We start from the raw sequence: 25,129 nt of genomic DNA, 5'->3' as shown, positions 1-25,129 counted from the left end.
CCCCCGGTTCGCTGAGCGCGGCCGGGCTCGCGCCTTCCGGCGGTGTGGCTGTCCATGCCGGACAGCCGCACCGCCAGGCCCGCCGCGGCGCCGATCAGGGGCAGGCGGTTGCTCGGGCGCCGCCGTCGGACGCCTGGAAGTAGGCTGCGCTCTCCGCGTCCGCCGGGTAGTACGACTCGATCGCGACCTCGTCCAGCGTGATGTCCATCGGCGTACCGAACGTGGTGATGGTCGAGAACAGCCGAAGCTCTCGTCCGTCGAAACGGAGGATCATCGGGATCACGACATCGGATGCGACCGATCGGCGCGAAGCGTCCTCGGAGTCGGGCTCCAGCAGTTCCTCATAGAGCGCGGTGAGTTCGGCGTCGGGAGCAGCGGCGAGCTGACGTCTGATGCGGGAGCGGAACATCACGCGCACGTCGGCCAGGTTGACGACCAGGGGAGCGAATCCTCGCGGGTCCAGTCCCAGACGCACCAGGTTGATCGGCGGCCGGAGCAGGGCGGGATCGACGTCCGCGAAGAACGGCTCGACCGCACGGTTGGTCATCACGATGTTCCACCGGCGGTCGAAGGCCACCGCCGGGTACGGCTCATGCGCACGAAGCACCCGCTCGACCGCGTCCCGGGCCGCCGACAGCGCGCCGTCGTCGAGCGACCGCTCGGCGTACCGGGGTGCGAAGCCCGCCGCGAGCAACAGCCGGTTGCGCTCACGCAGCGGCACATCGAGCTGGTCCGCGAGCCGGAGGACCATCTCGGCGCTCGGGTTGGACTTGCCCGTCTCGACCAGGCTGACGTGACGAGCCGAGACATCGGCTGCGATCGCAAGATCGAGTTGGCTGAGTCGTCGGCGATGCCGCCACTGCCGTAAGAGCTCCCCGATCGTATGCATGGTCATCGAGCGTACTCATCGTGGAGCCGCGCGCCATGAAATGCGACTTCATCGACAACCGTCGCGGCCCGCGGAAACACTGCTGCCATGACCACAGACCACAAGAGCATCGTTCAACGGGCACTGACGGAACTGATCGAGACGGGCAGCGTCGAGGTGCTCAAGCCGTTGCTGAGCGAGGACTTCATCCACCACCGGCCTGACTCGACGTCCTCCACCAAGACGGTATGGCTCGATGCCGTACAAGCAGCACTCATCCCGCTCGCCGACATGCAGGTCGAGGTCCGCCACCTGCTGGCCGACGGTGATCACGTCGTGCTGCACTCGCGGCGACGGCTGCCCGACGGGCCGGAGATCGCGGTCGTCGATATCTGGCGGGTCGAGGACGGGCTGATCGCCGAGTGCTGGGAGACCATCGAGCCGGTGGCCAGGGCGGCCGCCAATCTCGCGTGGTGGGAGCCCGCCGGGCACTGACCGGTGACGCGGGAGGCTCTGCAGCTCGGCGGTCCGATGCCGTACGGCCGTGGTTCGCCGGCGGTATCCGGGGAAAACCGTTGGGCTGCCCGATCCGCTTCCGTCATGATCGATTCGTGGACAGCTATGTGGAAACCGAGCGTCTGGCGCTGCGCCGCTTCACCGCCGATGACGCGGACCTGCTGATCGAGCTGGACAGCGATCCGGCGGTGATGCGCTACCTGAGCGGCGGCCGTCCGACTTCACCGGAACTCGTCCGGGAGCGCTATCTGCCGAACATCCTCGCCAACTACGAGAAGTGGGGCGGCGACCTCGGGCTGTTCGCCGCGCACGAGAAGGACGGCGGAGCGTTCATCGGCTGGTTCATCCTGCGTCCCGAGCCGCAGGGCCCGCTGGACGAGGTCGAACTCGGCTACCGGCTGCGGCAGGCGGCCTGGGGCAGGGGCTATGCCACCGAGGGCTCGCGGGCCTTGCTGGGCAAGGCGTTCACACAGCTCGGTGTGCGGATGGTCTGGGCCGAGACGATGTCCGTGAACCGCGGTTCGCGCAACATCATGGAGAAGCTCGACATGACGCTCGCGGACACGATCCCCGTTCCCCCCGACATGGAGATGATCGAGGGCTCCGAGTTCGGAGGCGTACGGTACGAGATCACCAAGGAGCAGTGGGCGCAGCATTGACGTGCGTCTCGGACTGAAGCCGCAGGATGTGGGCCGTCTCGATCGTTGCTGCGCCGCTGCGTGGCACGAGGCTCCGCCGGGCATCCGCGGCTTCCTGCTTCTTCGCGCTGCGCCGGGACTGCTCCTGGCGCCCGCGGCGTGCCGGGACGGGCGTGCTCACCAGGGCCGTCACCGGGCAACGCAAGTCCCGGAGTGACGGCATCCCTGCGATGGCCACTTGGCGCCCTCACAAGACCTGATGCAGACAGGGGCGCAAAGCCCCGATACCGACGGCGCCCCTGCACCCGGCCGTCAGCCGGCCCGGCTCCACCGGCGGCTGTCTCGCGGGGCCCGGAGGCTCGGCCCGTCCCGGTCGACAGCGAGCGCCCGCCCCACCCTTCGCTCGCTTGAAGCGCCCACATCCCTTCGATCGCTCGATTCGAGCGTCACGACACTTGATTCGAGTGCGAAAAACCGGCATGGTGCTCGAAACGGTATTCCGGACCATGGTTCCGGGAGCGAAGAGGGTGTTTCATGGACGAGATCGACCGGGCCATCCTGCGGGAGCTGCAGGTGGACGGCCGGATCCCCTACGCCGACCTGGGGCCGAAGGTGGGCCTGTCACCGTCGGCCGCGAGGCTCCGGCTGCAGCGCCTGATCGACGCCAAGGCGGTGCAGGTGGTGGGGGTGACCGACCCGATGACCATGGGCCACCAGACGATGGCCCTGCTCGGCCTGCACATCGACGGCGACCCCCGGGCGGTGGCCGACGCGCTCTCCGGGCACGACGAGGTCGTGTACGCGGTCCTGACCGCGGGGACCTTCGACCTGTTCGTCGAGGTCGTCTGCGCGCGGCCGCACGACCTGCTGGATTTCGTCAACGACGTCGTACGGGCGATCGAGGGCGTCACGGCCGTGGAGAACTTCCCCTACTTCGGGATCCACACCCACCGCTTCCTGTGGCACGTCGACTGAAACGCGTCTCCCCACCCCGATCCGCCCCCGCCCCGCCCCGCGCACCACGCCGAGGACCTCGCCATGCCGCACACCGAGCACCGCACGATCGACTTCTTCGCCGAGGACGCACTCCCCGCGCCGCGGACCACACCGGCCGAGGCCGAGCTCATAGCCGCCCGCGGCCTCGGGATCGACGCGCACGCGGAGGCGCTGGGGAGCCAGCAGGATGCCAACTTCCTGCTGCAGGACGGAAACGGGACGGCCGTGGCGGTCCTGAAGATCGCCAACCCGGCCTTCGGCCCCGTGGAGATCGAGGCACAGGACACAGCCGCCGACCTGATCGCCTCGGCCTGCCCCGACCTGCGTGTCGCCACCGTGCTGCGCCACCCCGACGGCACCCCCCGCCGTACAACCGTGGACACCGACGGCGGGCCGGCCGTCGCCCGGCTGCTGCGCCACCTGCCTGGCGGCGCCCTGTCCGGACCTCGGCACATGTCCCCCGGCACGGTGGCGGCGATGGGCACGCTCGTCGCCCGAGTGAGCACCGCCTTGCGCGACTTCCGTCATCCGGGACTCGATCGTGTCCTCCAGTGGGACCTGCGGCACGCCGACCGCGTCGTCGCCGCCCTCGCCGGGCACATCGACGAGCCCGAGCGGCGGAGCGCCGTCGAGGACGCCACCGCCGAGGCCTGGGCCCGCGTCCAGGAGCTCGCCGCCGCGCTGCCGCGCCAGGCCGTGCACCTGGACCTCACCGACGACAACCTGCTCCGCCGTCCCGGCAGTCGCGTTCCGATGCCCGACGGGATCATCGACTTCGGTGACCTGACGACGAGTTGGGCGATCGGCGAGCTCGCCGTCGCACTCTCCTCCGTCCTCCACCACGACGGCGTCGAACCGCATCACGTGCTGCCCGCCGTCCGGGCCTTCCACGCGGTGCGACCGCTGTCCGCCGCTGAGGCCGAGGCGCTCTGGCCGCTCGTGGTCATGCGCGCCGGCGGCCTTGTCGTGAGCGGACGGCAGCAGGCCGCCGTCGACGCGGACAACACGTACGCCACAGGCGCGCTCGACCGCGAGTGGCGCATCTTCGAACAGGCCGTCCGCCTGCCGCTGCCGGTGATGACCCGGCTTGTCAGGAACGCGATCGGTTTCGCCGACGTCCCTGTCACGGCCGACGATCCCGAACTCCCCCTGCTGCGCGACATCACCGGCGACCGCATCGCCGTACTCGACCTGTCCACCGACTCCGATTCCATGGACGCAGGCGCGTGGCTCGACACCGACGCCGAGGAGGCGCACTCGGCCGCCGCGCTCGCGAAAGGCGCGGCCGCGACCGCCACCCGGTACGCCCAGGCGCGGCTGAGCCTGGCCCCGGCCCTGTCGACGCGCTCCGGCGCGACGGTTCCCACCGGCATCGACCTGCGACTCGGTCGGGCGGCGGTGATCCAGGCCCCCGGCGCGGGGAAAGTCCTCTCCGCGGGGGCGGGGATCATGGAGATCACCCACGGCCCCTTTGTGCTGACGGTGTCCTTCCCGGCCGCCGCTGCCGTGGTCACCGCCGGTGCAACGGTCCGGGCGGGCGACGACCTCGTCCACCTCCCCGCCGGGAGCCGCGCCCGCATCGCACTGCGCACGTCCGACAGCCCTGCCGTCCCGCCCCTGGTACGTCCCGAGTACGCCGCCGGCTGGCTGCCGCTCACCGCCGACCCCGCCCCGCTCCTGGGCCTGGCCGCCACGGACCGCGAGGAGCGGACCGACCTGCTGGAGCGGCGCAGTGGCGTGTTCGCGACGGTGCAGGAGCACTACTACGCCACGCCGCCCCGGATCGAACGGGGTTGGCGCCACCACCTGCTGTCCACCGAAGGCCGCTCCTACCTCGACATCGTCAACAACGTCACCCCGCTGGGCCACGCCCACCCCCGCGTCGAACAGGCGGTGGCCAGGCAGCTACGGCGGCTGAACACCAACTCGCGGTTCCACTACGCCTCGGTGGTGGAGTTCACCGAACGCCTCGCAGCCCTGCTGCCGGAACCACTGGACACGGTGTTCCTGGTCAACTCCGGCTCCGAGGCGGTCGACCTGGGCCTGCGGCTGGCCATCGGCGCTTCCGGCCGACCCGACGTGGTCGCCGTGCGCGAGGCCTACCACGGCTGGACCTACGCCTCGGACGCCGTCTCCACCTCCCTCCAGGACAACCCCAACGCCCTTGCCACCCGCCCCGGTTGGGTCCACACCGTGGACTCGCCCAACTCCTACCGGGGCCGCCACCGCGGGACGCACGCGGCGCGCTACGCGCCGGAGGCCGTCGCGGTGATCGACGAACTGGCCGCCACCGGGCGCCCTGCCGGGGCATTCGTCAGCGAGACCTTCTACGGCAACGCCGGCGGAGTCGCCCTGCCCGACGGCTATCTGGCCGAGGTGTACGCGGCGGTCCGGCGGCACGGCGGCCTGGCCGTCGCCGACGAGGTCCAGGCCGGCTACGGCCGACTCGGACACTGGTTCTGGGGCTTCGAGCAGCAGCAGGTCGTCCCCGACATCGTCTGCGTCGCCAAGGCCATGGGCAACGGGCACCCGCTCGGCGCCGTCATCACCTCCCGGCCGGTCGCCGACCGGTACCGCGAGCAGGGCTACTTCTTCTCCTCCACCGGAGGCAGCCCGGTCTCCAGCGTCGTCGGCCTCACCGTCCTGGACGCCCTGCGCGACGAAGACCTCCAGGGCAACGCGGTCCGAGTCGGCGGTCATCTCAAGAACCGGCTCCAGGCCCTGGCGGACCGCTACCCCGTCATCGGCGCGGTCCACGGCTCGGGCCTCTACCTCGGCCTCGAACTCGTCCGCGACCGCGCGAACCTGGAGCCCGCCACCGAGGAGACCGCCGAACTCTGCGACCGCATGCTCGACCTCGGCGTCATCGTCCAGCCCACCGGCGACCACCTCAACATCCTGAAGATCAAGCCCCCCCTGTGCATCGACACCACCGCCGCGGACTTCTTCGCCGACACACTCGACCTGGCCCTGACCCAACTCGGCCACGCAGGCTGACCTCGCACGTCCGCGGGCGCACCCCCGCCTGCGACAGCCACACGCCGACCCGACCTCACGCGCAGTGATCCTTCTCATCGCCCCCCGGAAGCACTGCCGGGGGCGATGCGTGTGATCACGACAAAGGCGAAGGTGTCACGTCCCGACGGTGGATGAACTTCATGCGCTCGGATTCCGAGAGCCCAGTTCCCCTTCCAGCCACCCCAGGACCTCGGGCGTGACCGGATCGGTGATGTCGGTGAACTCGTCGTGCTTCTTGAGGAACTTGGCCACGTACGGGCACACCGGCACGATCCTCTTCCCCAGCGCGCGCACGTCGGAGAGCGCGTACTCGACCAGCTGCGCGGCCAGACCCTGTCCGGCGTAGGCGTCGTCGATCTCCGTGTGGAAGAAGACGCGTTGGGCCTCGTGGTCGCGGTAGGCGGTCAGACCGGCGCGCTTGCCGTCGACCAGGATTTCGTAGCGGTGGCGGTCGTCGTTGCGCTCCACGACGGGAGCGGGGATGGGCTGGCTCATCGGATTCCTTGCGTCGCAGGTGGGTTGATGGGGTTCGATGGTCGGTGGTCTGCGGTCGGCGGATCGGCCCGTATTTGCTCACGAAGGCCGCCTTCCCCACTCATGATAGTTTCATTTTAAACAACTTGCACCGGTCGTAGGACGATGAAGGAGTCCCAGGTTGAACAGCCCGACGCCGGGGTCCGCGGGACAGCGGATCTTCATCGACAAGCAGAGCCCGAAGGCCTACCACGCCCTGGTGCAGACCTCGGAAGCGGTGCGCGGGGTCGCCGCCGACGCGGGGCTCGACCGGACCCTGGTGGAACTGGTCAACCTCCGCGTCTCGCAGCTCAACGGCTGCGCCTACTGCCTCGACCTGCACACTCGCGCCGCCCTGCGGGCCGGTGAGACCACGCGGCGGCTGGGGGTGCTGGCGGCCTGGCGGGACACGGAGCTGTTCACCCCCGCGGAACGGGCGGCCCTCGCCCTGGCCGAGGCGACGACCGAGCCGTCCGACGCCGCCGCGCAGGAGGCCGCCTACGCCACCGCCCGGGACGCCCTCACCGACGACCAGATCTCCGCGGTGATCTGGGTCGCGGTCACCATCAACGCGTTCAACCGGGTCTCGATCATGAGCAGGCACCCGGTACGTGCGGACCACTGACGCCGCACCCGGCGGCCGCGCCTCCGCAACCTGAGTCCGGTCGGCATGCATGAGTCGGTTCTTCTTCGGGCAACACTCCGTGCGTCCCTCGGCAAAACGCCCCCACGCGCGCGCCGTACGGTCATCGGCACCACCCCTCCCCCCACACCGCTCGACCGATGAACCGAACCGCAGGAACAACCGCAGACAGGGGGCCCTGTGAAACAGCCTCTCGCCGACGCGGCGGGTGAACACTCGATCGCCTTTCCACTGGAGATCCACGTCACGGCCGCCGGCCGACCGCCGATACCGTTACCCGCCGAGTTCCGGTACGCCCGCGACGACCCGTACGCCGTGTGCCTGGCCGTCGGAGCGCCCACGACCGAGTCCGTCGACTGGGTGTTCGCCCGGTCGCTCCTCGCGGAGGGACTTCGCGGACCCGCGGGCATCGGGGACGTACAGGTGACGCCGCGGCGCCCCACAGGGCATCCTTCCCCTCCGGACACGGTCCGCGTCCTGCTCAGCACGCGGGAGGGGGACGCGGCCACCCTGGAGATCCGGGCGTCCGCGATCGTCGCCTTCCTGCGGCGGACCGACGCGATGGTGGCGCCCGGCACCGAGCACCACCACCTCGACCTGGACCGTGTCGCCGCCCGGCTCACCACCGGTGGACCATGACGGATCACGCCTGTGGATCGCTGTGGGGCGGATCGGTGAGGTACGGATCGGCGCGGGACGGTCAACGCAGGGCCGCCAGCGCCGGTTCGACGGCCCGGTGGAACGTCGGGTACGTGTAGATCATGTGCCGCAGGCGCTCGACGGGAACCTCCGCGTGGACGGCCACGTTCAGCCCGTACAGCAGCTCGCCTCCGGCCGGTCCCGCCGAGGTCGCGCCCACCAGGACGCCCCGGTCGGCGTCCTCGACCAGCTTGAGGAACCCCTCGCCGCCCGGCCCGTGGATCCAGCCGCGGGTGGAGTCGGCGTTGGACACCACCGCGGTGCGCACGCGCAGCCCCTGCTTCCGGGCCTGCCGCTCGGTGAGGCCCACGGCCGCGATCTCGGGATCGGTGAACGTGACGCGGGGCAGCGCCCGGTAGTCCGCGTCGGGACCGGGGTTCCCGAGTACGTCCCGCACGGCGATCTGGGCCTGGTACATCGACATATGGGTGAAGGCACCGCGCCCGGTGATGTCGCCGACAGCCCACAGGCCCTCCGCCGCCCGCATCCGCCCGTCCGTGGGCACGGCCCCGGCCGTCGGGTCGAGTCCCACCGACTCGACGCCCAGTCCCGCGAGTTCGACCTGCCGCCCGGTCGCGACGAGTAGCCGCTCCGCGCGCACAGGGTCCGCCACTCCGTCGAGCAGTACTCTGAACTCGGCCCCGTCATGGCTCACTTGCCGGGCCCGCACACCGGTCAGGACGGTCACGCCGTCGGCCCGCAGCGCCCGCGCGGCAAGCTCCCCCGCCTCGGGCTCCTCCTGGGACAGCAGCCCCTCCTGCCCCTCGACCACGGTGACGCGGCAGGTGAAGCGGGCGAAGACCTGCGCCACTTCCACGCCGATGGCGCCGCCGCCGAGGACCAGCATGGACGTGGGCAGCTCCTTGGCGGCCATGGCGTCCCGGTTGGTCCAGTACGGCGTCCCGGCGAGCCCGGGCACCGGCGGAATCCGCGGCCGGCTGCCGGTGGCAAGCACGACGCCCCGGCGGGCCTCGATGGTGCGCCCGCCGACCGTCACCCGCCGCGGACCGCTGAGCCGGCCCCTGCCGCGGACCAGCCGGCCGCCCTTGGCCGTCAGGCGGTCGACCGCCACCTGGTCGTTCCAGTCGTCGGTGGCCTCCTCGCGGATGCGTCCGGCGACGCGATCCCAGTCCGGCGTCACATGCGCGTCCCCCGCGAGAGCGGGCACGCGCCGCGCCTCCGCCAGCAGGTTCCCGGCCCGGATCATCATCTTGCTGGGCACGCACCCCCAGTACGGGCACTCGCCCCCGACGAGCTCCGCCTCGACGCCGACCACGTCCAGACCGGCCTCGGCCAGCGTGCCCGCGGCGTACTCACCGCCCGGCCCCAGCCCGACGACCACCACGTCCGCCCGCTCTTCTGCCATTCCCACGTCTCCCTGCCCGCTGCCCGTGCCGCTGTCCGACGAGCCGTCGGGCACCGACGCTAGGGCGCTGGGACGACACGACGAGTCCCTGAGCGCACGGTTGTCCGCCCGATAGTGAACACCTGGCCGCCGACCCGGCGCCCGGTGCGCTCACAGGCGCCACCCCATGCGCTGCGGAGCAATTCACCCCCGCTTTCCCCGCCTACCGTCACCGGCGTACCCACAGCACGGCACCGCAGGAGGACCGCCATGACCACCACGTCCCAGCCCACCAGCAGCCAGCCCTGGCTGCATCAGAAGGGCGCGGTCATCCAGGAGTTCGGGACTGTCAAGCAGTTCCCGCTCGGACTGTCCTACGACGCGCGCATGTACTCCTGCCAGCGGCTGAACCAGGTTCTGGCGGACACGCAGATCCTCTACGGCCTCTACAAGAAGCACCACTGGAACATGCGCGGCGCGACCTTCTACCAACTCCACCTGCTCCTCGACAAGCACGCGGGAGAGCAGTTGAAGCTCGTCGACACGATCGCCGAGCGGGTCCAGACCCTGGGCGGCGTCTCCGTGGGGGATCCCCGGCACGTCGCCGAGATCACCTCGATCCCGCGCCCGCCGGACGGGGTGGAGGAGGTCCCGGCCATGCTCTCGCGGCTGCTCCAGGCCCACGAGAGCATCCTGACCCAGGCCCATGACGCGGCCGCCCGCACGGCCGAGCTGGGCGACGACGGCACCAACGACCTGCTGGTCTCGCAGGTGATCCGCACCGGCGAGCTGCAGGCCTGGTTCCTCGCCGAGCACCTGGTCGACACGCCGCTGGTGCGCGCCTGAGCTTCACCTTCCATGTCTTCCGCATGGAACGCATGAGAGAGCGCGGGCCCGCACCGGCCGGTCGCGGCGCCTACGGAACCGTAGGAACGAAAGGCGAAGCCGCGACTTCGGACCCGAACGCCGAACAGACGGTGTCGCGGAGCCGGTCAGGCGGCCTCCGACTCGGGCGTCGCGGCGTACGACTCCCCCGCGCCGAGGCCCCCGGCGAGGCGCAGGATGCGCCATTCGCGCGGGGAGCAACCGTAGGTGGCGCGGAACACCCGGCTGAAGTGGGCGGGGTTGACGAATCCCCAGCGCCGGGCGATCGCCGAGACGACGGGTGACGTGCTGCCGGGGCGGGCCAGTTCGCGGGCGCACTCCTCCAGGCGACGCCGCTGGACGAACCGGCCGACGGTGATGCCCTCGCCCTCGAAGAGCCGGTGCAGGTACCGCACGGAGATGTGGTGCGCCTCCGCGACGGCTTCCGGCGAGAGCGCGGGGTCCCCCAGACTGCGGTCGATGAACTCGCGGATGCGCGGGACGAGATGGCGCTGCCCGGCCTCCTCCGCTGCGCCGCCGTGCCGGGTCCGGTCGGCGACCAGGGTGGCGAAGAGGTCGACCACGCTGGAGGCGAGGCCGCTCGCGACGGTCGGGGAGTAGGAGTGCGCCGAGGTGACCAGCGTGCCCAGGAACGGCATCAGTACGGCGCCGATGCCCTCCGTGGTTCCGATCGCGGTGCCGGTGATCCGGTGGATGTCCTCGTCCGGCAGGCCCAGCGCCTGGCGGGGCATGTGGATCACCCGGGTGGTGAACCGCTCCGGGTGGTCGAGCGAGTACGGCCGCGAGGTGTCGTACACCATGAGGTCGCCCTCTCCCACGACCGTCCGGCGGCCGTCCTGAACGAGGGTGGCCGTGCCGGACATCTGGACGCCGATCGCCACGAACGCCCGTGCGGAGCGGGCGATGTGCTTCGGCGTACGGCTGGCGCGCTGGGCGTCCGCCTCGATGGTCGAGACCCTGAGGTACCCGAGGCGGCCGCAGGCGATCCGGCCCGCGAACGGCCCCTCGGCACGTGGGACGACCGCCATCGGCACCAGGGCCCTGCCCACCGCGTCCCGCCAGTACCCGACCTTCTCCTCGTCGGGAACCGAAGCAGTCGTCAACACCAGGTTCACCTGGTTCTCCTCTCCACCGTGCGTAAGCGGCGGAGACCTCGGATCCGCAGCGCACGCGGACCGAGGAGGCTCGCATCCCCGCCACCGGAAGCCAAACAGCGGGCGGCCCCTGCCTCCAGGCACAAAGGAGGCAGAAAGATCAGAGCGCCGGCCCGGGCGGGCAGGGATCCGAGCAGTGCACTGCCGGAACAGCGCGGTGCACTGAGGGAATCGAACCGCCTGCCCCGGCGGGTCTACTGTGAATCCGGAAGCGACACTGGCGACCGGCACGGGTCAGTGGGCGTCGAGACCCGCCAACCGGGCGCGGGCGTCGGCGACATATTCGAGGTCGGCACCGAGACCGACGGAGACGCAGTCGGCGAAGGCGTCCTTCGCCTCCGCCGTCCGTCCTGCGGAGACGAAGGCCTCGCCCAGGCGGACCAGGCAACGGCTCAGCAGAGCTGTGTTGTTGTTGGCACGGCAGAGGTCGACTGCGGTCTGCGCGTGGGCGACGGCTTCCTTCCCGCGCCCCAGGGCCGTATAGGCACGGCCGATGCCCGCATGGAGGTTGAGCCGGCCGATGTCGGCGATGTGGGGTTCCAGACGGTCGCCGTTCTCCGTCAGAAAGGCGAGTGTGCGCAGGTCGGCGGCGAGGGCCTCCTCGGTCCGGCCCGCGTCGAGAAGAGCGATGCCGTAGCCGCTCATGGCCTGCAGTGTGCCGTGGATGTCGTCTGCGGCCTCGAACAGCCGGGCGGACTCGCTGATGGCGTCGATGGACCGCTCGGCGTCGCCCAGCAGCCGGTGGGCCCAGGCCGCGTAGCTGTGGGCCCACGCCTGCTGGGCCAGGTCACCGGCACGTTCGGCCGCCGCCAGCGCCTCGGCGGAGCGCACGAGGCCGTCACCGGGGCGGCCTTCGCACAGGAGCAGGGCCCACGCGTGGTAGTTGAGCTGGGTCGCCTCGACGAGGGCGTCGCCCAGGGCCTGCGCGGAGCGGACCGCGGTGCCGAAGACCTCGGGCCAGTGCCCCCAGAAGACCCACTGGTCGGAGAACCAGTGCAGGGCCTCGGCCACCTCCACCACTGTGGTGTGATCCCCGGCCGCCGCGGCAGTGCGCAGGGCCGCCAGCCAGTTGACGCCCTCGGCCTGCAGCCACTGGCGGGCCTTGTCGGCGGTGGCGAGGTCGACCATGCCCTGCCAGTCGGCGGCCGGAGCGCCATGGTCGGGCTCGAACCAGCGGCCGGCCACGATCGCGGTCTCCAGCAGCCAGCGGTGCAGCGCCGCCCGGGCCGGGGCGATGTCCTCGACGCTCTCCTCGGCCTCCAGCCGGGCGCGGGCGAAGAGTCGCAGCAGGTCGTGGAGCCGATAGCGGTCGCGGTCCGCGCCGAGCAGCCCGGTCTCCACGAGCTCCTCCAAGGCGTCCTCGGCGTCGAACAGCTGCTGTCCTGTCAGCTGCGCGGCGCAGGCAGCGCCCGCGTCCGGGCCCGGGATCAGCGAGAGTCGACGGAAGAGTCGGGCGGCCGCGGGGGTGAGCTGGCGGTACGACAGATCGAAGGCGGCCGCCACCCGCAGGTCCCCGGCGGCCAGCGCGTCCAGCCGCCGTTCCTCCACCGCGAGACGGTCGGCCAGTCGGCGTACGGTCCAACCGGTGCGGGTGGCCAGCCAGTTGCCCGCCACCCGTAGCGCGAGCGGGAGATGGCCGCAGCGCCGTGCGACGTCGGCGAGGGCGGCCGGGTCGGCGCTCGCGCGCTCCGTTCCGACGAGCGCGGTCAGGAACGCGGAGGCCTCCTGCGTGTCGAGTTCCCCGAGCGGCAGGCGGTGCACGCTCTCCAGGCCGGTGAGCATGCGCCTGCTGGTCACCACGACCATGCCCGCGCCGCTGCCCGGCAGCAGGGGTCGTACCTGGGCCTCGTCGCGGGCGTTGTCCAGCACCAGCAGACAACGCCGGTCGGCGAGCAGTTGGCGATACAGCGCGGGATGGCCCTGCGGTCCGGCCTTGGCGAGTTCCCGGTCGGCGACCTGGAGGGCCTTGAGCACGCCGAGGAGGAGTTCGGCCGGCTCGGGCGGGTCGTTGTCCATGCCGCGCAGGTCCACGACCAGTTGCCCGTCCGGGAAATGCTCGGCCAGCTCTCGCGCGGCACGCAGGGCCAGCGTGGTCTTGCCCGTGCCGGGCGGCCCGGACACGGCCACGACCACCGGCTGCGCGGCCGGACCCCGCGCGGCGGGGCTCCCGTGGTCGGCCGAGCCGTCGGAGGCGTACCCGCCCGTTGTCCCGTCCTGATCGTCCCGCGCGTCGGAATCATGCCGGGCCGCCGCCTGCCCGGCGAACTGCGCGAGCCGCGCCAGCTCCCGCGTCCGGCCGACGAAGTCGTCGATGCCGCGCGGGAAGGACCGCACCCCCACGGGGCTGTATCCGGGGCTGCGCCCGGCGCGGGCGGCCGTCAGCAGGCGTTCGCGTGCCGCCTCGGCGAGCCCCAGACCGTCCGCGAGCGCGGCGACGGTCCGCCGCTGCGGAGCCGCCCGTCGCCCCCGCTCCAGGTCCCCGATGCCCCGCACGCTCACGCCCGACGCCTCCGCCAGGCCCTCGATCGTCAGTGACGCGGACAGCCGAAAGTCCCGCAGCAGCCCCCCGAAGGCCGCCTGCTCGCCGTTCAACATGTCCCCTTCTGAATCACCATGCTCCCGTCGAAGCCCCCGAGCATGGTCGGAAGAATTCTAGAAGAGCCCGAGAGGGTCACCGACAGCGCGGTCCGTCCATGATTCGATCCGGTTCGAAACCATTGCCGCACGTCACATGCCCCGGCAAGACTCCTGCCGACCGAGCGCCAGGGGCCGCCAGGCCCGGGACAGGGAGGCCGACCGCCCTGTCCACCCATGGAATTGAGGAAGCATGCGCACACTCGCGACCACGCTGGGCGTGTCCGCCGCCACCCTGCTGCTCGCCGCGACGGCGGCTCCGGCCGAGGCCGCACCGGCCGCTCCCGCGTCCCCCACCGCCTACGTCCAGCGCTGCACCGACCTCGGCAACGGCGACCTGTGCATCGACGTGACCGGAAGGGTCGGCGGACAGGGCACCATCGGGGTGGGCTACTGGAAGCGGGCGGGTGACTCCATTCACGTCCGGCTCGGCTGGCAGAACAACACCGGCGGAGGCGCGAACTTCCACTCGACCGTCTACGGCCCGCTCGTCCCCGGCAGCAACACCGGAACCGACACCTGGCGCACCTACCTCGCCTCCGGCTGCGTCCACCCTCTGATCGAGGTCATCGGACAGGGCACCCTCAAGGGCGCCGAGGTCTGCGTACCTGCCTGACCTCACCCTCCGGGCCGTGCAACGTTCCCGCAACGTCCCCGGGAGTTGGATGGGCCGCCGGAGCGGCCGCCCCGCGGCCGACTGGATCCGGCAGCTTGCGAGGAGAGCCGATGGACGTGATCCCCCGCGTGGAACTGACCCCGGCGGCCGCCGAACTGCTGCGGCGGCTGCGGGCGGCGCACGGGCCGCTGATGTTCCATCAGTCCGGCGGCTGCTGCGACGGCAGCGCACCCATGTGCTATCCGGAGGGCGAATTCCGTACCGGCGGCTCGGACATCCTGCTCGCCGAGCTGGAGGTCGAGGGGGTGGGCGAGCCGGTGGGCTTCTGGATGTCGAGGAGCCAGTACGAGGTGTGGAGCCATACGCGGCTGATCGTCGACGTCGTGCAGGGCCGGGGCAGCGGCTTCTCACTGGAGGCACCCGAAGGAGTGCGTTTCCTGATCCGTTCCCGCGTCGTCGGCACGTAGTCCCCCGGGCGGCCGCCGCCATCTGGTGCACTTCCCCTGTGTCCTGCGAGAGTTGACGAGACATCAGGGGGGACTGTGACACGTCGCAACGGACGGTTCAGAACGGCACTGTCGGTTCTCGCGGCCTGGAGTGCGCTGGCCGGTGCGGCCCTGGTGGGGGCGGCACCGGCCAGCGGTGCGCAGAGCGCGGCGGCGGCCGACCTCGCACCCGGCGTCACGTACACCGAGTTCGACATCCCCGCGGCCAAGGGGGTGACGCACGCGCATGTGGTCGGCGTCGACCTCGGCAACCCGCATGTGCGCCTCGACCTGCTCCACCCCGGGGCCGTCGCCGCCCGTGCGCCCGTCTCCCGGCTCGCCGACAGCCAGGGTGCCGTCGCGGGGGTGAACGGCGACTTCTTCAACATCACCGAGACGCAGCATCCGGGGGTCGAGGCGACCGGCGCGACCGTGGGCCCGGCGATCGCGAGCGGGCGCCCGCTCAAGGCGGCGGTGCCGGACGGTCAGCGGTTCGGGCCGGCGCTGCCGCCGGGTACCAGCACCAAGGACGTACTCGGTGTCGGCGTCGACGGCCGGGCCCGGCTCGACGGCCTGGCTCTCGACGGTTCCGTGAGCACCCCGGAGGGACGGCTTCCGCTGGGCGGGCTCAACCAGTACGCGCTGCCGGAGAACTCCATCGGTGCGTTCACCTCGGACTGGGGCAGCGTCTCCCGGGTACGGGCCACCTGCGGCACGGACACCGACCGGGCCGCGCCCTGCAGTGCGGACACCTATGAGGTGACGGTCCGAAACGGTCGGGTGGTGTCGTCGGCCGACACACCGGGCAGCGGGCCCGTCGCGGCGGGCACGACCGTCCTGGTCGGCCGTGAGGGAGGCGCCCGGCAGCTGCGGAAGCTGTCGACGGGCGTGCCGGTCCTCGTACGGCACCGCCTGGTGGCGCGCACCAGCAAGGTGTCGTACCGCTTCGCGCTCGGCGGTTACCCGGTCCTCGCCCACGGTCAGCCGCTGCCCGGTCTCGACAACACGACCTCGGCGGTACGGACCGCGGTGGGCATCTCGGACGGCGGGCGCCGTCTGCTGCTGCTCGCCCTGGACGGAGCCCCCGAGTACCGCAGCGGTCTCACCATCGCCGAAGTGGCGGCCACCATGCGGAAGTTGGGCTCCGACGAGGCCTTCAGCCTCGACGGCGGCGGCTCCACCACGCTGGTCGCCCGAGAGCCGGGGGCGCAGGCGGTCAGCGTGCGCAACCATCCGAGCGGAGGCGCGGAGCGGCCGGTTCCGAACGGCATCGGGGTGTTCTCCACACCGTGACGGACCTCGCCGCGCTGTCCGTGGACGAGCGCACCACCCTTGCCGCGGCGGTGGCCGAGCGGCTCCTGCCGCACTTCGACCACTTCCACGAGCGGACCGGAGCGGGCAGCCCTGATGTACTCAGGGGCGTGCTCGCGGAGGTCCGCAACCGACTGGCGGGAGGCCCCGAGGTGACGCTGCGGACCATGCTGGACAGCTTCGACCAGATCCAGGCCGCCGCCGACCACCTGACGGAACCGGAGCCGGCCGACGGCACGCTTGACGCGGCCTCCCGGAGCGCCCGTCTCGCCTGGTACGCGGCCGCCGCCGTGACGAACGCCGCTCACGCGTGCGTGCACGGCCGTGTGCACGAGGCACGCCTCTGCCTGGAGTACGAGGAGAGCGCGGCGCACCTCGTCGGCGACGTCACGGATTGAGGCTGCTCACGATGTCCGCTGTCGCCGTAAGACCCTCGTGGATGGTCGGCGCCATGCTGGTACTGGCCAGGTAGAAGCCGAGCAGGACGCAGACCAGGGCGTGCGACAGCTTCAGCGCGCCGTTGCGCAGGAATACCACCGCGAGAATCAGCAGCAGGACCACCACAGAGATGGAAATGGCCATCGTCAACCTCCTCCGCCACGTCGATACCGCGGCTTTCGGCCGCAAGTGTCGCGTAGCGGGGGGTTCGTCCGGGCGGCTGACGTGTCCTCCGAACGTGTGGTGTCCGTGCCCCTTCGAACACGGGTCTCCGCGCCCGGTGTCTACACCCGTTCGTGCGCGTCGAGGAACGCCTCCAGACCGGCGAGGTCGTCGGTGTTGAGGTAGTCGACGTCGGCGGCGAGGAGCTCGCTCCACAGCGCGTCACGGGCCGGGCCCGCGAGGTCGGGGGTGGCCCAGAACCGCACCTTCTGGCGGCGCGCGTGCGCCGTCGCGATGATGCCGCGCAGCTTCTCGCGCTCGGCGTCGGGGAACGGACCGTCCCCGAGCCAGCTGAAGTTGAGCGTCCAGTTGTCGCTGATCAGCGGGACGAAGGAGGCGGGAGCCGCGGTGCCGAGGTCGGTGAGGCGGCCGTCGTAGAAGGCGCGCCGGACGCGCTGGGCCTCCATGGGTGCGCGGGCGGCGCGGTCGCCGGAGATCACGGCGGTGACCGGGCCGGGGAACACCCGCCCGTGGGCGTACGTCGTGAACAGGTGCCGGTAGCGGCGCAGATGGCGGTCGAGTTCGAGGTACGTCGACGAGCCCTCGGTCTTGATGTCGATGAGGAGTTGCAGGGGCTTGTGGTGACCCCGGTACACCGAGCCGCGGTTGGCCTTGACGCGGGCGGCGAGCGGGGCGAGGTAGAGGGATTCGAGGGTACGGGTCGGGTCGAGGTCCACCGGGTCGTGGGCGACGAGGAGTTGGTCGCCCACCAGGTAGATGTCGGCTTCGACGCTGCCGAAGCGGTGGTCGAGGGCGTCGAACAGGGGGCGCGGGTGCTCGTAGTCGTTGTGGGCGTGGGCGCGCCACAGCGGGCGCGGGCCGTGCTTGTGTTCGCCCGCCAGTGCGCGGGTTGCGGGCAGGGCGACCGTGCCCGCAAGGGCGGCGCCGAGGGTGGTGAGGGCTCTGCGACGAGTGGTGAGGGCCATGCTCTGCCTCCCGGGAAGGGCCGTACGGGACCTCAGCGAGTATGCGAGTGCCGATGGCTCAAGGGGCAGGTGTGTGACGGGAGTTGGCTGGACTGCCGTCATGCGTTCACTTCACCGGAGCAGGGCACACGAAAAAGCCCGCCCCAGGTGGGGCGGGCTTCTCCGGGGCTTGCCCGGGCCTTTCAGGAGTACGTCAGGGGGCCTGGAGGTCGACCAGTTCGGCCAGTGCCTCACGGTGGGCGCCCGCGGTGCCGTACGCGATCGAATCCGCCTTCGCCCGCTTGAGGTACAGGTGGACCGGGTGCTCCCACGTCATGCCGATGCCTGCGTGCAGTTGCAGCGCCTCTTCGGCCGCGTGGACGGCGACGGGCGCCGCGTATGCCTGGGCGACGGCCACCGCCACGTCGGCGTCCTCGCCCGTGGTGAGCGCGTCGGCCGCGTTGCGGGCGGCGGCACGGAGGTTGACGACCTCCAGCCACAGCTGCGCGAGCCGGTGCTTGAGCGCCTGGAAGCCGCCGACGGGCCGGTTGAACTGCTTGCGTTCCTTCAGGTAGCGGACGGTCTCCGTCAGCGTCCAGTCGGCGAGCCCGAGTTGCTCGGAGGCGAGCAGTCCGGCTCCGGCGCGCAGGGCGCGGCGTACCGCGGGCTCCGCGTCCCCCAGCCGGCGAGCCCGGGCTCCGCCGAAGGTGACCGTGGCGACCGGCCGGGTGAGGTCCAGGGAGACCTGCGCGGTGATGGTGACGGCGTCCGCGTCGACCGCGTACAGCGCTCCGTCGTCCGCCGGGACCAGCAGCACATCGGCCGCCGACGCGTCGGCGATCCCCGTCAACTCCCCGTGCAGGGCGCCGTCTTCATGGCGTACGGCCTTGAAGGCGGCCCCCGGCGCGACGTTCAGCGCGACCGCGAGTGCGCCGATCGTGCGGCCTGACGCCAGGCCGGTCAGCAGCCCGGCGGCCTCCTCGCTGTCGCAGGCGAGCAGCGCCTCCGTCGCGACCACGGCACTCGTCAGGTACGGCACGGGTGCGACGGCGCGGCCCAACTCCTCCAGGACCACGGCCACTTCGCGCGCGGTCGCGCCCTGGCCGCCCTGCGACTCGGGAACCAGGAGACCGGCGAGTCCCATGCCGTCCGCCAGCGCCTTCCACAGGGCGCGGTCGTGCGGGGTGTCGGACTCGATGCGTGCGATCACGCCCGCCGCGTCGCAGTGGTCGGCGAGGAGGTCGCGGAGGGCGGCGCGCAGCGCCTCTTCCTCCTCCGAGTACAACAGGTCGGGCTGGGTGCTCTGCGTTGTCATCGGGCGAGGTCCTTCCAGGCGACGTCCTTGTCGGTGCGTGGCTCGGACGGCAGTCCCAGGACGCGTTCGGCGACGATGTTCAGCAGGACCTCGCTGGTCCCGCCCTCGATGCTGTTGCCCTTGGAGCGGAGGTAGCGGTAGCCGGCGTCGCGGCCTGTGAAGTCGACGAGTTCGGGGCGGCGCATGGTCCAGTCCTCGTACAACAGGCCTTCCTCGCCGAGGAGTTCGACCTCCAGGCCGCTGATCTCCTGGTTGAGGCGGGCGAAGCCGAGCTTCATGCCGGCGCCCTCGGGACCGGGCTGGCCCATGGCCATCTGCTGGCGCAGCCGCTCGCCGGTGAGCCGGGCGACCTCGGAGTCGACCCACAGCTTCAGCAGCCGCTGGTGCAGGTCGTGCGTGCGCAGGTCGGTGCGCTCGCGCCAGGTCTTGGCGACGGGGCCGATCATGCCGCCCTCGCGCGGGATGCGCATGCCGCCGATGGCGACGCGCTCGTTGTTCAGCGTGGTCTGCGCGACCCGCCAGCCGTCGCCGATCTCACCGAGGCGCCGCGCGTCGGGAATGCGGACGTCGGTGAGGAACACCTCGTTGAACTCGGCCTCGCCGGTGACCTGGCGCAGTGGCCGCACGTCGACGCCGGGGTCGGTCATGTCGCAGAGGAAGTACGTGATGCCCTTGTGCTTGGGCAGGTCGGGGTCGGTGCGGGCGATGAGGATCGCCCAGCGGGCCACGTGGGCGCTGGAGGTCCACACCTTCTGCCCGTTGACGACCCAGTCCTCGCCCTCCCGGACCGCGCGCGTGCCGAGCGCCGCGAGGTCGGATCCGGCGCCCGGCTCGCTGAACAGCTGGCACCACACCTCCTCGCCCGTCCACAGGGGCCGCAGGAAGCGCTGCTTCTGCTCGTCCGTGCCGAAGCCGAGGATCGTCGGGGCGGCCATGCCCAGGCCGATGCCGATGCGCCGCGGGTCGTTGTCCGGGGCGCCCGCGGCCTCCAGCTCCGCGTCCACGACGGCCTGGAGGGTGCGGGGGGCGGCGAGTCCGCCGAGGCCCTCGGGGTAGTGCACCCAGGCGAGTCCGGCGTCGAAGCGGGCTCGCAGGAAGTCGAGGCGGTCCGTCGTCCCGGGTGGGTGTGCGGCCAGCAACTCCTGGGTGCGGCGGCGCAGTTCGGCGGCGTCGACCGTGGTGGCGGTCATGCGGCGGCTCCGTTCTCCAGGGCGGGCAGCACGGCGACGCGTCCCGTGGTGACGCCGTCGGCGACGCGCTGTACGGCGGCCGCCGCACCGCTCAGCGGTACGCGCTCGCTGATCAGCGGCTTGATGGCGCCGCGTGCGGCGAGTTCGGTGAGCTGCTCGTGGCAGTGCTGGATCAGCTTGGGGTTCTTGGTGCCGTACAGGCCCCAGTGCAGGCCGAGGATCGAGTAGTTCTTCACCAGGGCGTGGTTGAGGGCGGGGCTGGGGATCGATCCGCTGGCGAAGCCGACGACGACGATCCGGCCCTCGAAGGCGACGACCTTGGCGGACTGGGCGTAGGCCTCGCCGCCCACGGGGTCGTAGATCACGTCGGCGCCGCGTCCGCCGGTGGCCTGCTTGACCGTGGCGATGACGTCCTCGGTGCGCCGGTCGATCACGACGTCGCACCCCAACTCCCGTGCCACGGCGGCCTTTTCGGCTCCGCCGACGACGCCGATGACGGTGGCGCCCGCCGCCTTGCCGAGCTGGACGGCGGCGCTGCCGACGCCTCCCGCAGCCGCGTGCACGAGCAGGGTCTCCCCCGCCTCCAGGTGGGCGCGGCGGTGCAGGCCGAACCAGCCCGTCTGGTAGCCGATGTGCAGGGCGGCGGCCTCTGCGTCGTCCAGGGCGTCGGGCGCGGGCAGCAGTGCTGCGGCGTCCGCGAGCGCGTACTCGGCGAAGCCGCCGTACGGGAGCGCGGGGTTCGCGATCACGCGGCGCCCGTCCTCGGTCTCGCCACAGATCTCCACGCCCGGCGTGAACGGCAGCGGCGGCTGGACCTGGTAGTGGCCGCGGATCATCAGCGCGTCCGGGAAGTTGATGTTCGCCGCGCGCACCTTGAGCAGCACCTGGCCCTCACCGGGCACCGGCTGCTCCACGTCGCTCAGGCGCATCACCTCGCTCGGCTCGCCGTTCTGGTGCACTTGCCATGCCTGCATGCGGGGCCTCCACGGGACTGCTTCGTCTGACCGGGCTCGATCGCATACTAAGCGGTCGCTTGCCCATCAGGGAACAGTCGCGTCCGTCACTCCCGCGCGGGGCGCGCCCGTACGTGCATCCGCTCGCCCTGCGGCCCGAACAGACTGAGGAATTCCGCCGGCCCCTCCCCCGTCGACCCGAACCAGTGCGGCACCCGCGTGTCGAACTCGGCCGCCTCCCCCGCCGAGAGCACCACGTCGTGCTCGCCCAGCACCAGCCGCAGCCGCCCGGAGAGGACGTACAGCCACTCGTACCCCTCGTGCGTCCGCGGTTCCGGGTCCGGCACCGCTTTCCGCTGCGGTTCACGCACCTTGTAGGCCTGGAGGCCGCCGGGCTGCCGGGTCAGCGGCCAGTACGTGCGGCCGTGGCGCACGATCGGCTCGGCGCGCACACGCGGGTCGCGCACCGGCGGGGCGCCGACCAGTTCGTCCAGGGGCACCTCGTGGGCCTGCGCGATGGGCAGCAGCAGTTCGAGGCTGGGCTTGCGCAGGCCCGACTCCAGGCGCGACAGGGTGCTGACCGAGATGCCGGTCGCCTCGGACAGCGCCGCGAGGGTCACCTCCCGCTCCTTGCGCAGCCGCCGAAGCCGTGGACCCACGCCCGCGAGAACCTCATCCGTACTCATACCCTTATTGCAGAATCGGCAAAGACATTTGTCAATCCCGCGAGGTTCGGGCGACCTTCTCCATGGAGGTGGTCACCATGACCGAGCAGTACGAAGTGGTCGTCGTCGGCGGCGGAGCGGCCGGACTGTCCGCCGCGCTGGTGCTGGGCCGGGCCCGGCGCCACACGCTGGTCGTCGACGCGGGCGAGCCGCGCAACGCGCCCGCCGCGCAAATGCAGGGCTATCTGTCGCGCGACGGCATGCCGCCCGCCGCGTTCCTCGCCCTCGGACGCGAGGAGATCGCACGCTACGGCGTCGAGCTCGTCCGGGACCGGGCGGCGGAGGTCACCCGGACGGGGGACGGCTTCACCGTGCTTCTCGCGAGCGGACGGACCGTCGGGGCACGCCGGCTCGTCATCGCCACCGGCCTCAAGGACGAGCTGCCGGCGGTTCCCGGCGTCGCCGAGCGCTTCGGGCGGGACGTGCTGCACTGCCCGTACTGCCACGGATGGGAGGTGCGCGACCAGGCCTTCGGGGTGCTGGCCACGACTCCGGCGGGCGTGCACCAGGCGCTGATGGTGTCCCAGTGGTCCAAGGACGTGACGCTGTTCCTGCACACGGTCACCGCGGGCGAGCTCTCGGGCGACGACCGGCGCCGGCTCACCGCGGCCGCTGTCACCGTGGTGTCCGGGCAGGTGACGGAGCTGCTGGTCGAGGACGACCGGCTCACCGGGGTCCGGCTCGCGGACGGCACCTCGCACGACCGCGAGGTGCTGTTCGTGGCGCCCCGGGCCGTGCCGCGCAACGGCCTGTTCGAGCAGCTGGGCGCCGAGCTGCGGGAGACGCCGTTCGGCACCTATCCCGTGGTCGACGAGACAGGCCTGACCACCGTGCCCGGTGTGTGGGCGGCGGGCAACGCGATCGGCTTCGCGGAACAGGTGGTGAACGCGGCGAGTGCCGGGTACCGGGCCGCCGCGACGGTCAACGGCGACCTGATCATGTCCGACCTCGACGCGGGCGCATAGCCATGGCCGTACACCCGTAGGCGTCCGCGCCCGGCCGTCGACGTACAGGTGTGGAGCGCGCGCCTCCGTTGCACCATGGCTGCATGCTGCTGACCCGGCTCGCCCATGTGTCCCAGGAGGTCGCCGCCGCCTCGGCACGGTCCCGGAAGATCGCCCTGCTCGCCGAGCTGTTCCGGGATGCCGACGCGGACGACGCGCCGATCGTCATCCCGTATCTGGCGGGACGCCTGCCACAGGGGCGGCTCGGCATCGGCTGGAAGGTGCTGAGCCGCCGCGTGGCCCCCGCCGCGGAGCCCTCACTGACCGTGCGCGGGGTGGACGCCCGGCTCACCGAACTGGGCGCTGTCTCCGGCGCCGGATCGCAGGCCGAACGGGCGCGGCTGGTCGGGGAGTTGATGGCGGCGGCCACCGAGGACGAGCAGCGTTTCCTGTTCGGGCTGCTCACCGGCGAGGTGCGGCAGGGCGCGCTGGACGCGGTCGCCGTCGAGGGGCTGGCCGAGGCGACCGGCGCGCCGGCCGGGGATGTCCGGCGGGCGGTGATGCTCGCGGGCTCACTGCAGACCGTGGCACAGGCGCTGCTGGCCGAGGGGCCGCAGGCGCTCGACGCCTTCCGGCTCACCGTCGGCCGGCCGGTGCTGCCGATGCTGGCGCACACCGCCGCGTCGGTCGCCGAGGCCGTCGGCAAGCTCGGCCCCTGCGCGGTCGAGGAGAAGCTCGACGGCATCCGCGTCCAGGTGCACCGCGACGGCGATGTCGTACGCGTCCACACCCGCACCCTCGACGACATCACCGACCGGCTTCCCGAACTCACCTCCGCCGCACTGGAGTTGAGGGGCGAGCGCTTCATCCTGGACGGTGAGGTGATCGCGCTGGACGAGGACGGGCGGCCGCGCTCCTTCCAGGAGACCGCCGGGCGGGTCGGCTCCCGGGCGGACGTGGCCACGGCCGCCGCCGCGGTGCCCGTCTCGCCCGTCTTCTTCGACGCGCTGAGCGTGGACGGCAAGGACCTGCTCGACCTTCCGTTCACCGCCCGGCACGCCGAGCTGGCGCGGCTGGTGCCCGAGCCGATGCGGGTGCGGCGCACGCTCGTGCAGGGGCCCGACGACCTCGCCGAGGCGGAGAGGTTCCTCGTGGACACGCTCGCCCGCGGGCACGAGGGCGTCGTCTGCAAGGCGCTCGACGCCCCGTACAGCGCGGGGCGGCGGGGTGCCTCCTGGCTGAAGGTCAAGCCCGTGCACACCCTCGACCTGGTGGTGCTTGCCGCCGAGTGGGGCCATGGCTGGCGCACCGGCAAGCTGTCCAACCTGCACCTGGGCGCGCAGAGCGAGGACGGGTCGTTCGCGATGCTCGGCAAGACGTTCAAGGGGATGACGGACGCGATGCTGACCTGGCAGACCGAGCGGCTCGGGAAACTGGCCGTCGAGGACAACGGCCATGTGGTGACCGTACGGCCCGAACTCGTCGTCGAGATCGCCTACGACGGCCTGCAGAAGTCCACCCGCTATCCGGCCGGCGTCACCCTCCGCTTCGCCCGCGTCGTGCGCTACCGCGAGGACAAGACGCCCGCCGAGGCCGACACGGTCGAGACGCTGCTCGCCGCGCACCCGGAGGTGAAGCCGTGACGGAGAAGCGCAGTGCGGGCCTGCTGTTGTTCCGGCACACCGAGGACGGCATCGAGGTGTTGCTGGGCCATATGGGCGGCCCGTTCTTCGCGCGCCGCGACGCCGGGGCGTGGTCCGTTCCGAAGGGCGAGTACGAGCCCGACGAGCCTGCCTGGGACGCCGCGCGCCGGGAGTTCCGGGAGGAGCTGGGGCTCGCACCGCCCGACGGGAAGGCGCTGCCGCTCGGCGAGGTCCGCCAGGCCAACCGCAAGATCGTCACGGTGTGGGCGATCGAGGCGGACCTCGACCCGGCGACCGCGGTGCCCGGCACCTTCACCATGGAGTGGCCGCCCAAGTCGGGCCGCACACAGGAGTTCCCCGAACTGGACCGGGTGGAGTGGTTCGGCCTGGAGCGGGCCCGCGAGGTGATCGTGACGGCCCAGGCCGCGTTTCTCGACCGGCTGCTGGAGCACTCGGGGGACGCACGCTGACAG

Annotated in this window: 25 protein-coding genes; 14 read left to right on the top strand and 11 right to left on the bottom strand. The window is 71.9% G+C overall.

Annotated elements, in window-relative coordinates:
• Nucleotides 1-94 precede the first annotated feature (94 nt).
• The gene (locus tag ABZS97_RS12025) at nt 95-889 is read right to left on the bottom strand and encodes a helix-turn-helix transcriptional regulator (RefSeq protein WP_356136468.1); all 795 of its coding nucleotides are present in this window, start codon (nt 887-889) and stop codon (nt 95-97) included.
• Between the two features lie 87 nt (nt 890-976).
• Here ABZS97_RS12025 and ABZS97_RS12020 point away from each other — a divergent pair, with 87 nt between their 5' ends.
• The 4 genes from ABZS97_RS12020 to ABZS97_RS12005 all read left to right on the top strand — a co-directional run bounded on the left by ABZS97_RS12020 (nt 977) and on the right by ABZS97_RS12005 (nt 6,015).
• Complete coding sequence (locus ABZS97_RS12020) at nt 977-1,363, top strand: nuclear transport factor 2 family protein (protein WP_356136466.1); 387 nt, start codon at nt 977-979, stop codon at nt 1,361-1,363.
• A 116-nt stretch (nt 1,364-1,479) separates the two neighbouring features.
• On the top strand, nt 1,480-2,043 hold the full coding sequence (locus tag ABZS97_RS12015; protein ID WP_356136464.1) for a GNAT family N-acetyltransferase: 564 nt from the start codon (nt 1,480-1,482) through the stop codon (nt 2,041-2,043).
• A gap of 513 nt (nt 2,044-2,556) precedes the next feature.
• Nucleotides 2,557-2,997: an Lrp/AsnC family transcriptional regulator gene (locus ABZS97_RS12010; RefSeq protein WP_356136462.1), complete on the top strand. Its 441-nt coding sequence runs from the start codon at nt 2,557-2,559 to the stop codon at nt 2,995-2,997.
• Nucleotides 2,998-3,060: 63 nt separating this feature from the next.
• Nucleotides 3,061-6,015: an aminotransferase gene (locus ABZS97_RS12005; RefSeq protein WP_356136460.1), complete on the top strand. Its 2,955-nt coding sequence runs from the start codon at nt 3,061-3,063 to the stop codon at nt 6,013-6,015.
• Nucleotides 6,016-6,174: 159 nt separating this feature from the next.
• Here ABZS97_RS12005 and ABZS97_RS12000 read toward each other — a convergent pair whose 3' ends face one another.
• Nucleotides 6,175-6,531: a GNAT family N-acetyltransferase gene (locus ABZS97_RS12000; protein WP_356136458.1), complete on the bottom strand. Its 357-nt coding sequence runs from the start codon at nt 6,529-6,531 to the stop codon at nt 6,175-6,177.
• Between the two features lie 160 nt (nt 6,532-6,691).
• On the opposite strand from ABZS97_RS12000, the gene ABZS97_RS11995 reads away from it, so the two are divergent.
• Nucleotides 6,692-7,174: a carboxymuconolactone decarboxylase family protein gene (locus ABZS97_RS11995; RefSeq protein ID WP_356136456.1), complete on the top strand. Its 483-nt coding sequence runs from the start codon at nt 6,692-6,694 to the stop codon at nt 7,172-7,174.
• Nucleotides 7,175-7,411: 237 nt separating this feature from the next.
• Nucleotides 7,412-7,831 carry an SsgA family sporulation/cell division regulator gene (locus tag ABZS97_RS11990; protein WP_356136488.1) on the top strand — a complete coding sequence of 140 codons (420 nt, stop codon included), beginning with the start codon at nt 7,412-7,414 and terminating at the stop codon, nt 7,829-7,831.
• Between the two features lie 61 nt (nt 7,832-7,892).
• On the opposite strand, the gene ABZS97_RS11985 is transcribed toward ABZS97_RS11990, so the two are convergent.
• Nucleotides 7,893-9,257, bottom strand: a complete 1,365-nt coding sequence (locus tag ABZS97_RS11985) for an NAD(P)/FAD-dependent oxidoreductase (protein ID WP_356136454.1) — start codon at nt 9,255-9,257, stop codon at nt 7,893-7,895.
• Between the two features lie 249 nt (nt 9,258-9,506).
• On the opposite strand from ABZS97_RS11985, the gene ABZS97_RS11980 reads away from it, so the two are divergent.
• On the top strand, nt 9,507-10,082 hold the full coding sequence (locus ABZS97_RS11980) for a DNA starvation/stationary phase protection protein (protein WP_356136452.1): 576 nt from the start codon (nt 9,507-9,509) through the stop codon (nt 10,080-10,082).
• Between the two features lie 146 nt (nt 10,083-10,228).
• On the opposite strand, the gene ABZS97_RS11975 is transcribed toward ABZS97_RS11980, so the two are convergent.
• Nucleotides 10,229-11,236: a helix-turn-helix domain-containing protein gene (locus tag ABZS97_RS11975; protein ID WP_356136450.1), complete on the bottom strand. Its 1,008-nt coding sequence runs from the start codon at nt 11,234-11,236 to the stop codon at nt 10,229-10,231.
• Nucleotides 11,237-11,509: 273 nt separating this feature from the next.
• Complete coding sequence (locus ABZS97_RS11970; protein WP_356136448.1) at nt 11,510-13,870, bottom strand: tetratricopeptide repeat protein; 2,361 nt, start codon at nt 13,868-13,870, stop codon at nt 11,510-11,512.
• Between the two features lie 232 nt (nt 13,871-14,102).
• Here ABZS97_RS11970 and ABZS97_RS11965 point away from each other — a divergent pair, with 232 nt between their 5' ends.
• The 4 genes from ABZS97_RS11965 (at nt 14,103) to ABZS97_RS11950 (ending at nt 16,719) form a co-directional block, all read left to right on the top strand.
• Entirely contained in the window at nt 14,103-14,525 is a 423-nt protein-coding gene (locus tag ABZS97_RS11965; RefSeq protein WP_356136446.1) for a hypothetical protein, read from the top strand.
• Between the two features lie 110 nt (nt 14,526-14,635).
• The gene (locus tag ABZS97_RS11960; RefSeq protein WP_356136444.1) at nt 14,636-14,992 is read left to right on the top strand and encodes a DUF779 domain-containing protein; all 357 of its coding nucleotides are present in this window, start codon (nt 14,636-14,638) and stop codon (nt 14,990-14,992) included.
• 75 nt (nt 14,993-15,067) lie between these two features.
• The gene (locus ABZS97_RS11955; RefSeq protein WP_356136442.1) at nt 15,068-16,303 is read left to right on the top strand and encodes a phosphodiester glycosidase family protein; all 1,236 of its coding nucleotides are present in this window, start codon (nt 15,068-15,070) and stop codon (nt 16,301-16,303) included.
• Nucleotides 16,300-16,719 (top strand): DUF416 family protein, encoded by a 420-nt coding sequence (locus ABZS97_RS11950; RefSeq protein ID WP_356136440.1) that lies wholly within the window; start codon nt 16,300-16,302, stop codon nt 16,717-16,719. Before ABZS97_RS11955 ends, ABZS97_RS11950 begins: the two co-directional genes overlap by 4 nt.
• Here ABZS97_RS11950 and ABZS97_RS11945 read toward each other — a convergent pair.
• The 6 genes from ABZS97_RS11945 to ABZS97_RS11920 all read right to left on the bottom strand — a co-directional run bounded on the left by ABZS97_RS11945 (nt 16,709) and on the right by ABZS97_RS11920 (nt 22,030).
• Nucleotides 16,709-16,903: a hypothetical protein gene (locus tag ABZS97_RS11945; protein ID WP_356136438.1), complete on the bottom strand. Its 195-nt coding sequence runs from the start codon at nt 16,901-16,903 to the stop codon at nt 16,709-16,711. The two genes, ABZS97_RS11950 and ABZS97_RS11945, sit on opposite strands and share 11 nt — an antisense overlap.
• A 140-nt stretch (nt 16,904-17,043) precedes the next feature.
• A complete protein-coding gene (locus ABZS97_RS11940) occupies nt 17,044-17,907 on the bottom strand; it encodes a phosphatidylinositol-specific phospholipase C/glycerophosphodiester phosphodiesterase family protein (RefSeq protein ID WP_356136436.1) in 864 nt (287 codons plus the stop codon).
• 193 nt (nt 17,908-18,100) lie between these two features.
• The gene (locus tag ABZS97_RS11935) at nt 18,101-19,201 is read right to left on the bottom strand and encodes an acyl-CoA dehydrogenase family protein (RefSeq protein ID WP_356136434.1); all 1,101 of its coding nucleotides are present in this window, start codon (nt 19,199-19,201) and stop codon (nt 18,101-18,103) included.
• Nucleotides 19,198-20,391 carry an acyl-CoA dehydrogenase family protein gene (locus ABZS97_RS11930; protein WP_356136432.1) on the bottom strand — a complete coding sequence of 398 codons (1,194 nt, stop codon included), beginning with the start codon at nt 20,389-20,391 and terminating at the stop codon, nt 19,198-19,200. Before ABZS97_RS11930 ends, ABZS97_RS11935 begins: the two co-directional genes overlap by 4 nt.
• Complete coding sequence (locus ABZS97_RS11925; protein ID WP_356136429.1) at nt 20,388-21,365, bottom strand: NADPH:quinone oxidoreductase family protein; 978 nt, start codon at nt 21,363-21,365, stop codon at nt 20,388-20,390. Before ABZS97_RS11925 ends, ABZS97_RS11930 begins: the two co-directional genes overlap by 4 nt.
• An 86-nt stretch (nt 21,366-21,451) precedes the next feature.
• Entirely contained in the window at nt 21,452-22,030 is a 579-nt protein-coding gene (locus ABZS97_RS11920) for an XRE family transcriptional regulator (protein WP_356136427.1), read from the bottom strand.
• Nucleotides 22,031-22,107: 77 nt separating this feature from the next.
• Here ABZS97_RS11920 and ABZS97_RS11915 point away from each other — a divergent pair, with 77 nt between their 5' ends.
• The 3 genes from ABZS97_RS11915 to ABZS97_RS11905 all read left to right on the top strand — a co-directional run bounded on the left by ABZS97_RS11915 (nt 22,108) and on the right by ABZS97_RS11905 (nt 25,126).
• Nucleotides 22,108-23,034 (top strand): NAD(P)/FAD-dependent oxidoreductase, encoded by a 927-nt coding sequence (locus ABZS97_RS11915; protein WP_356136425.1) that lies wholly within the window; start codon nt 22,108-22,110, stop codon nt 23,032-23,034.
• 83 nt (nt 23,035-23,117) lie between these two features.
• Complete coding sequence (locus ABZS97_RS11910; RefSeq protein WP_356136423.1) at nt 23,118-24,656, top strand: ATP-dependent DNA ligase; 1,539 nt, start codon at nt 23,118-23,120, stop codon at nt 24,654-24,656.
• Complete coding sequence (locus tag ABZS97_RS11905) at nt 24,653-25,126, top strand: NUDIX domain-containing protein (protein ID WP_356136421.1); 474 nt, start codon at nt 24,653-24,655, stop codon at nt 25,124-25,126. Before ABZS97_RS11910 ends, ABZS97_RS11905 begins: the two co-directional genes overlap by 4 nt.
• The last annotated feature ends 3 nt before the right edge of the window (nt 25,127-25,129 follow it).

It is taken from the genome of Streptomyces sp. NPDC005485, assembly GCF_040606085.1.
In the GTDB taxonomy this organism is placed as follows: Bacteria; Actinomycetota; Actinomycetes; order Streptomycetales; family Streptomycetaceae; genus Streptomyces.
The sequence above is the reverse complement of the archived record's forward strand: the minus strand, read 5'-3'. Positions and strand labels throughout refer to the sequence as shown.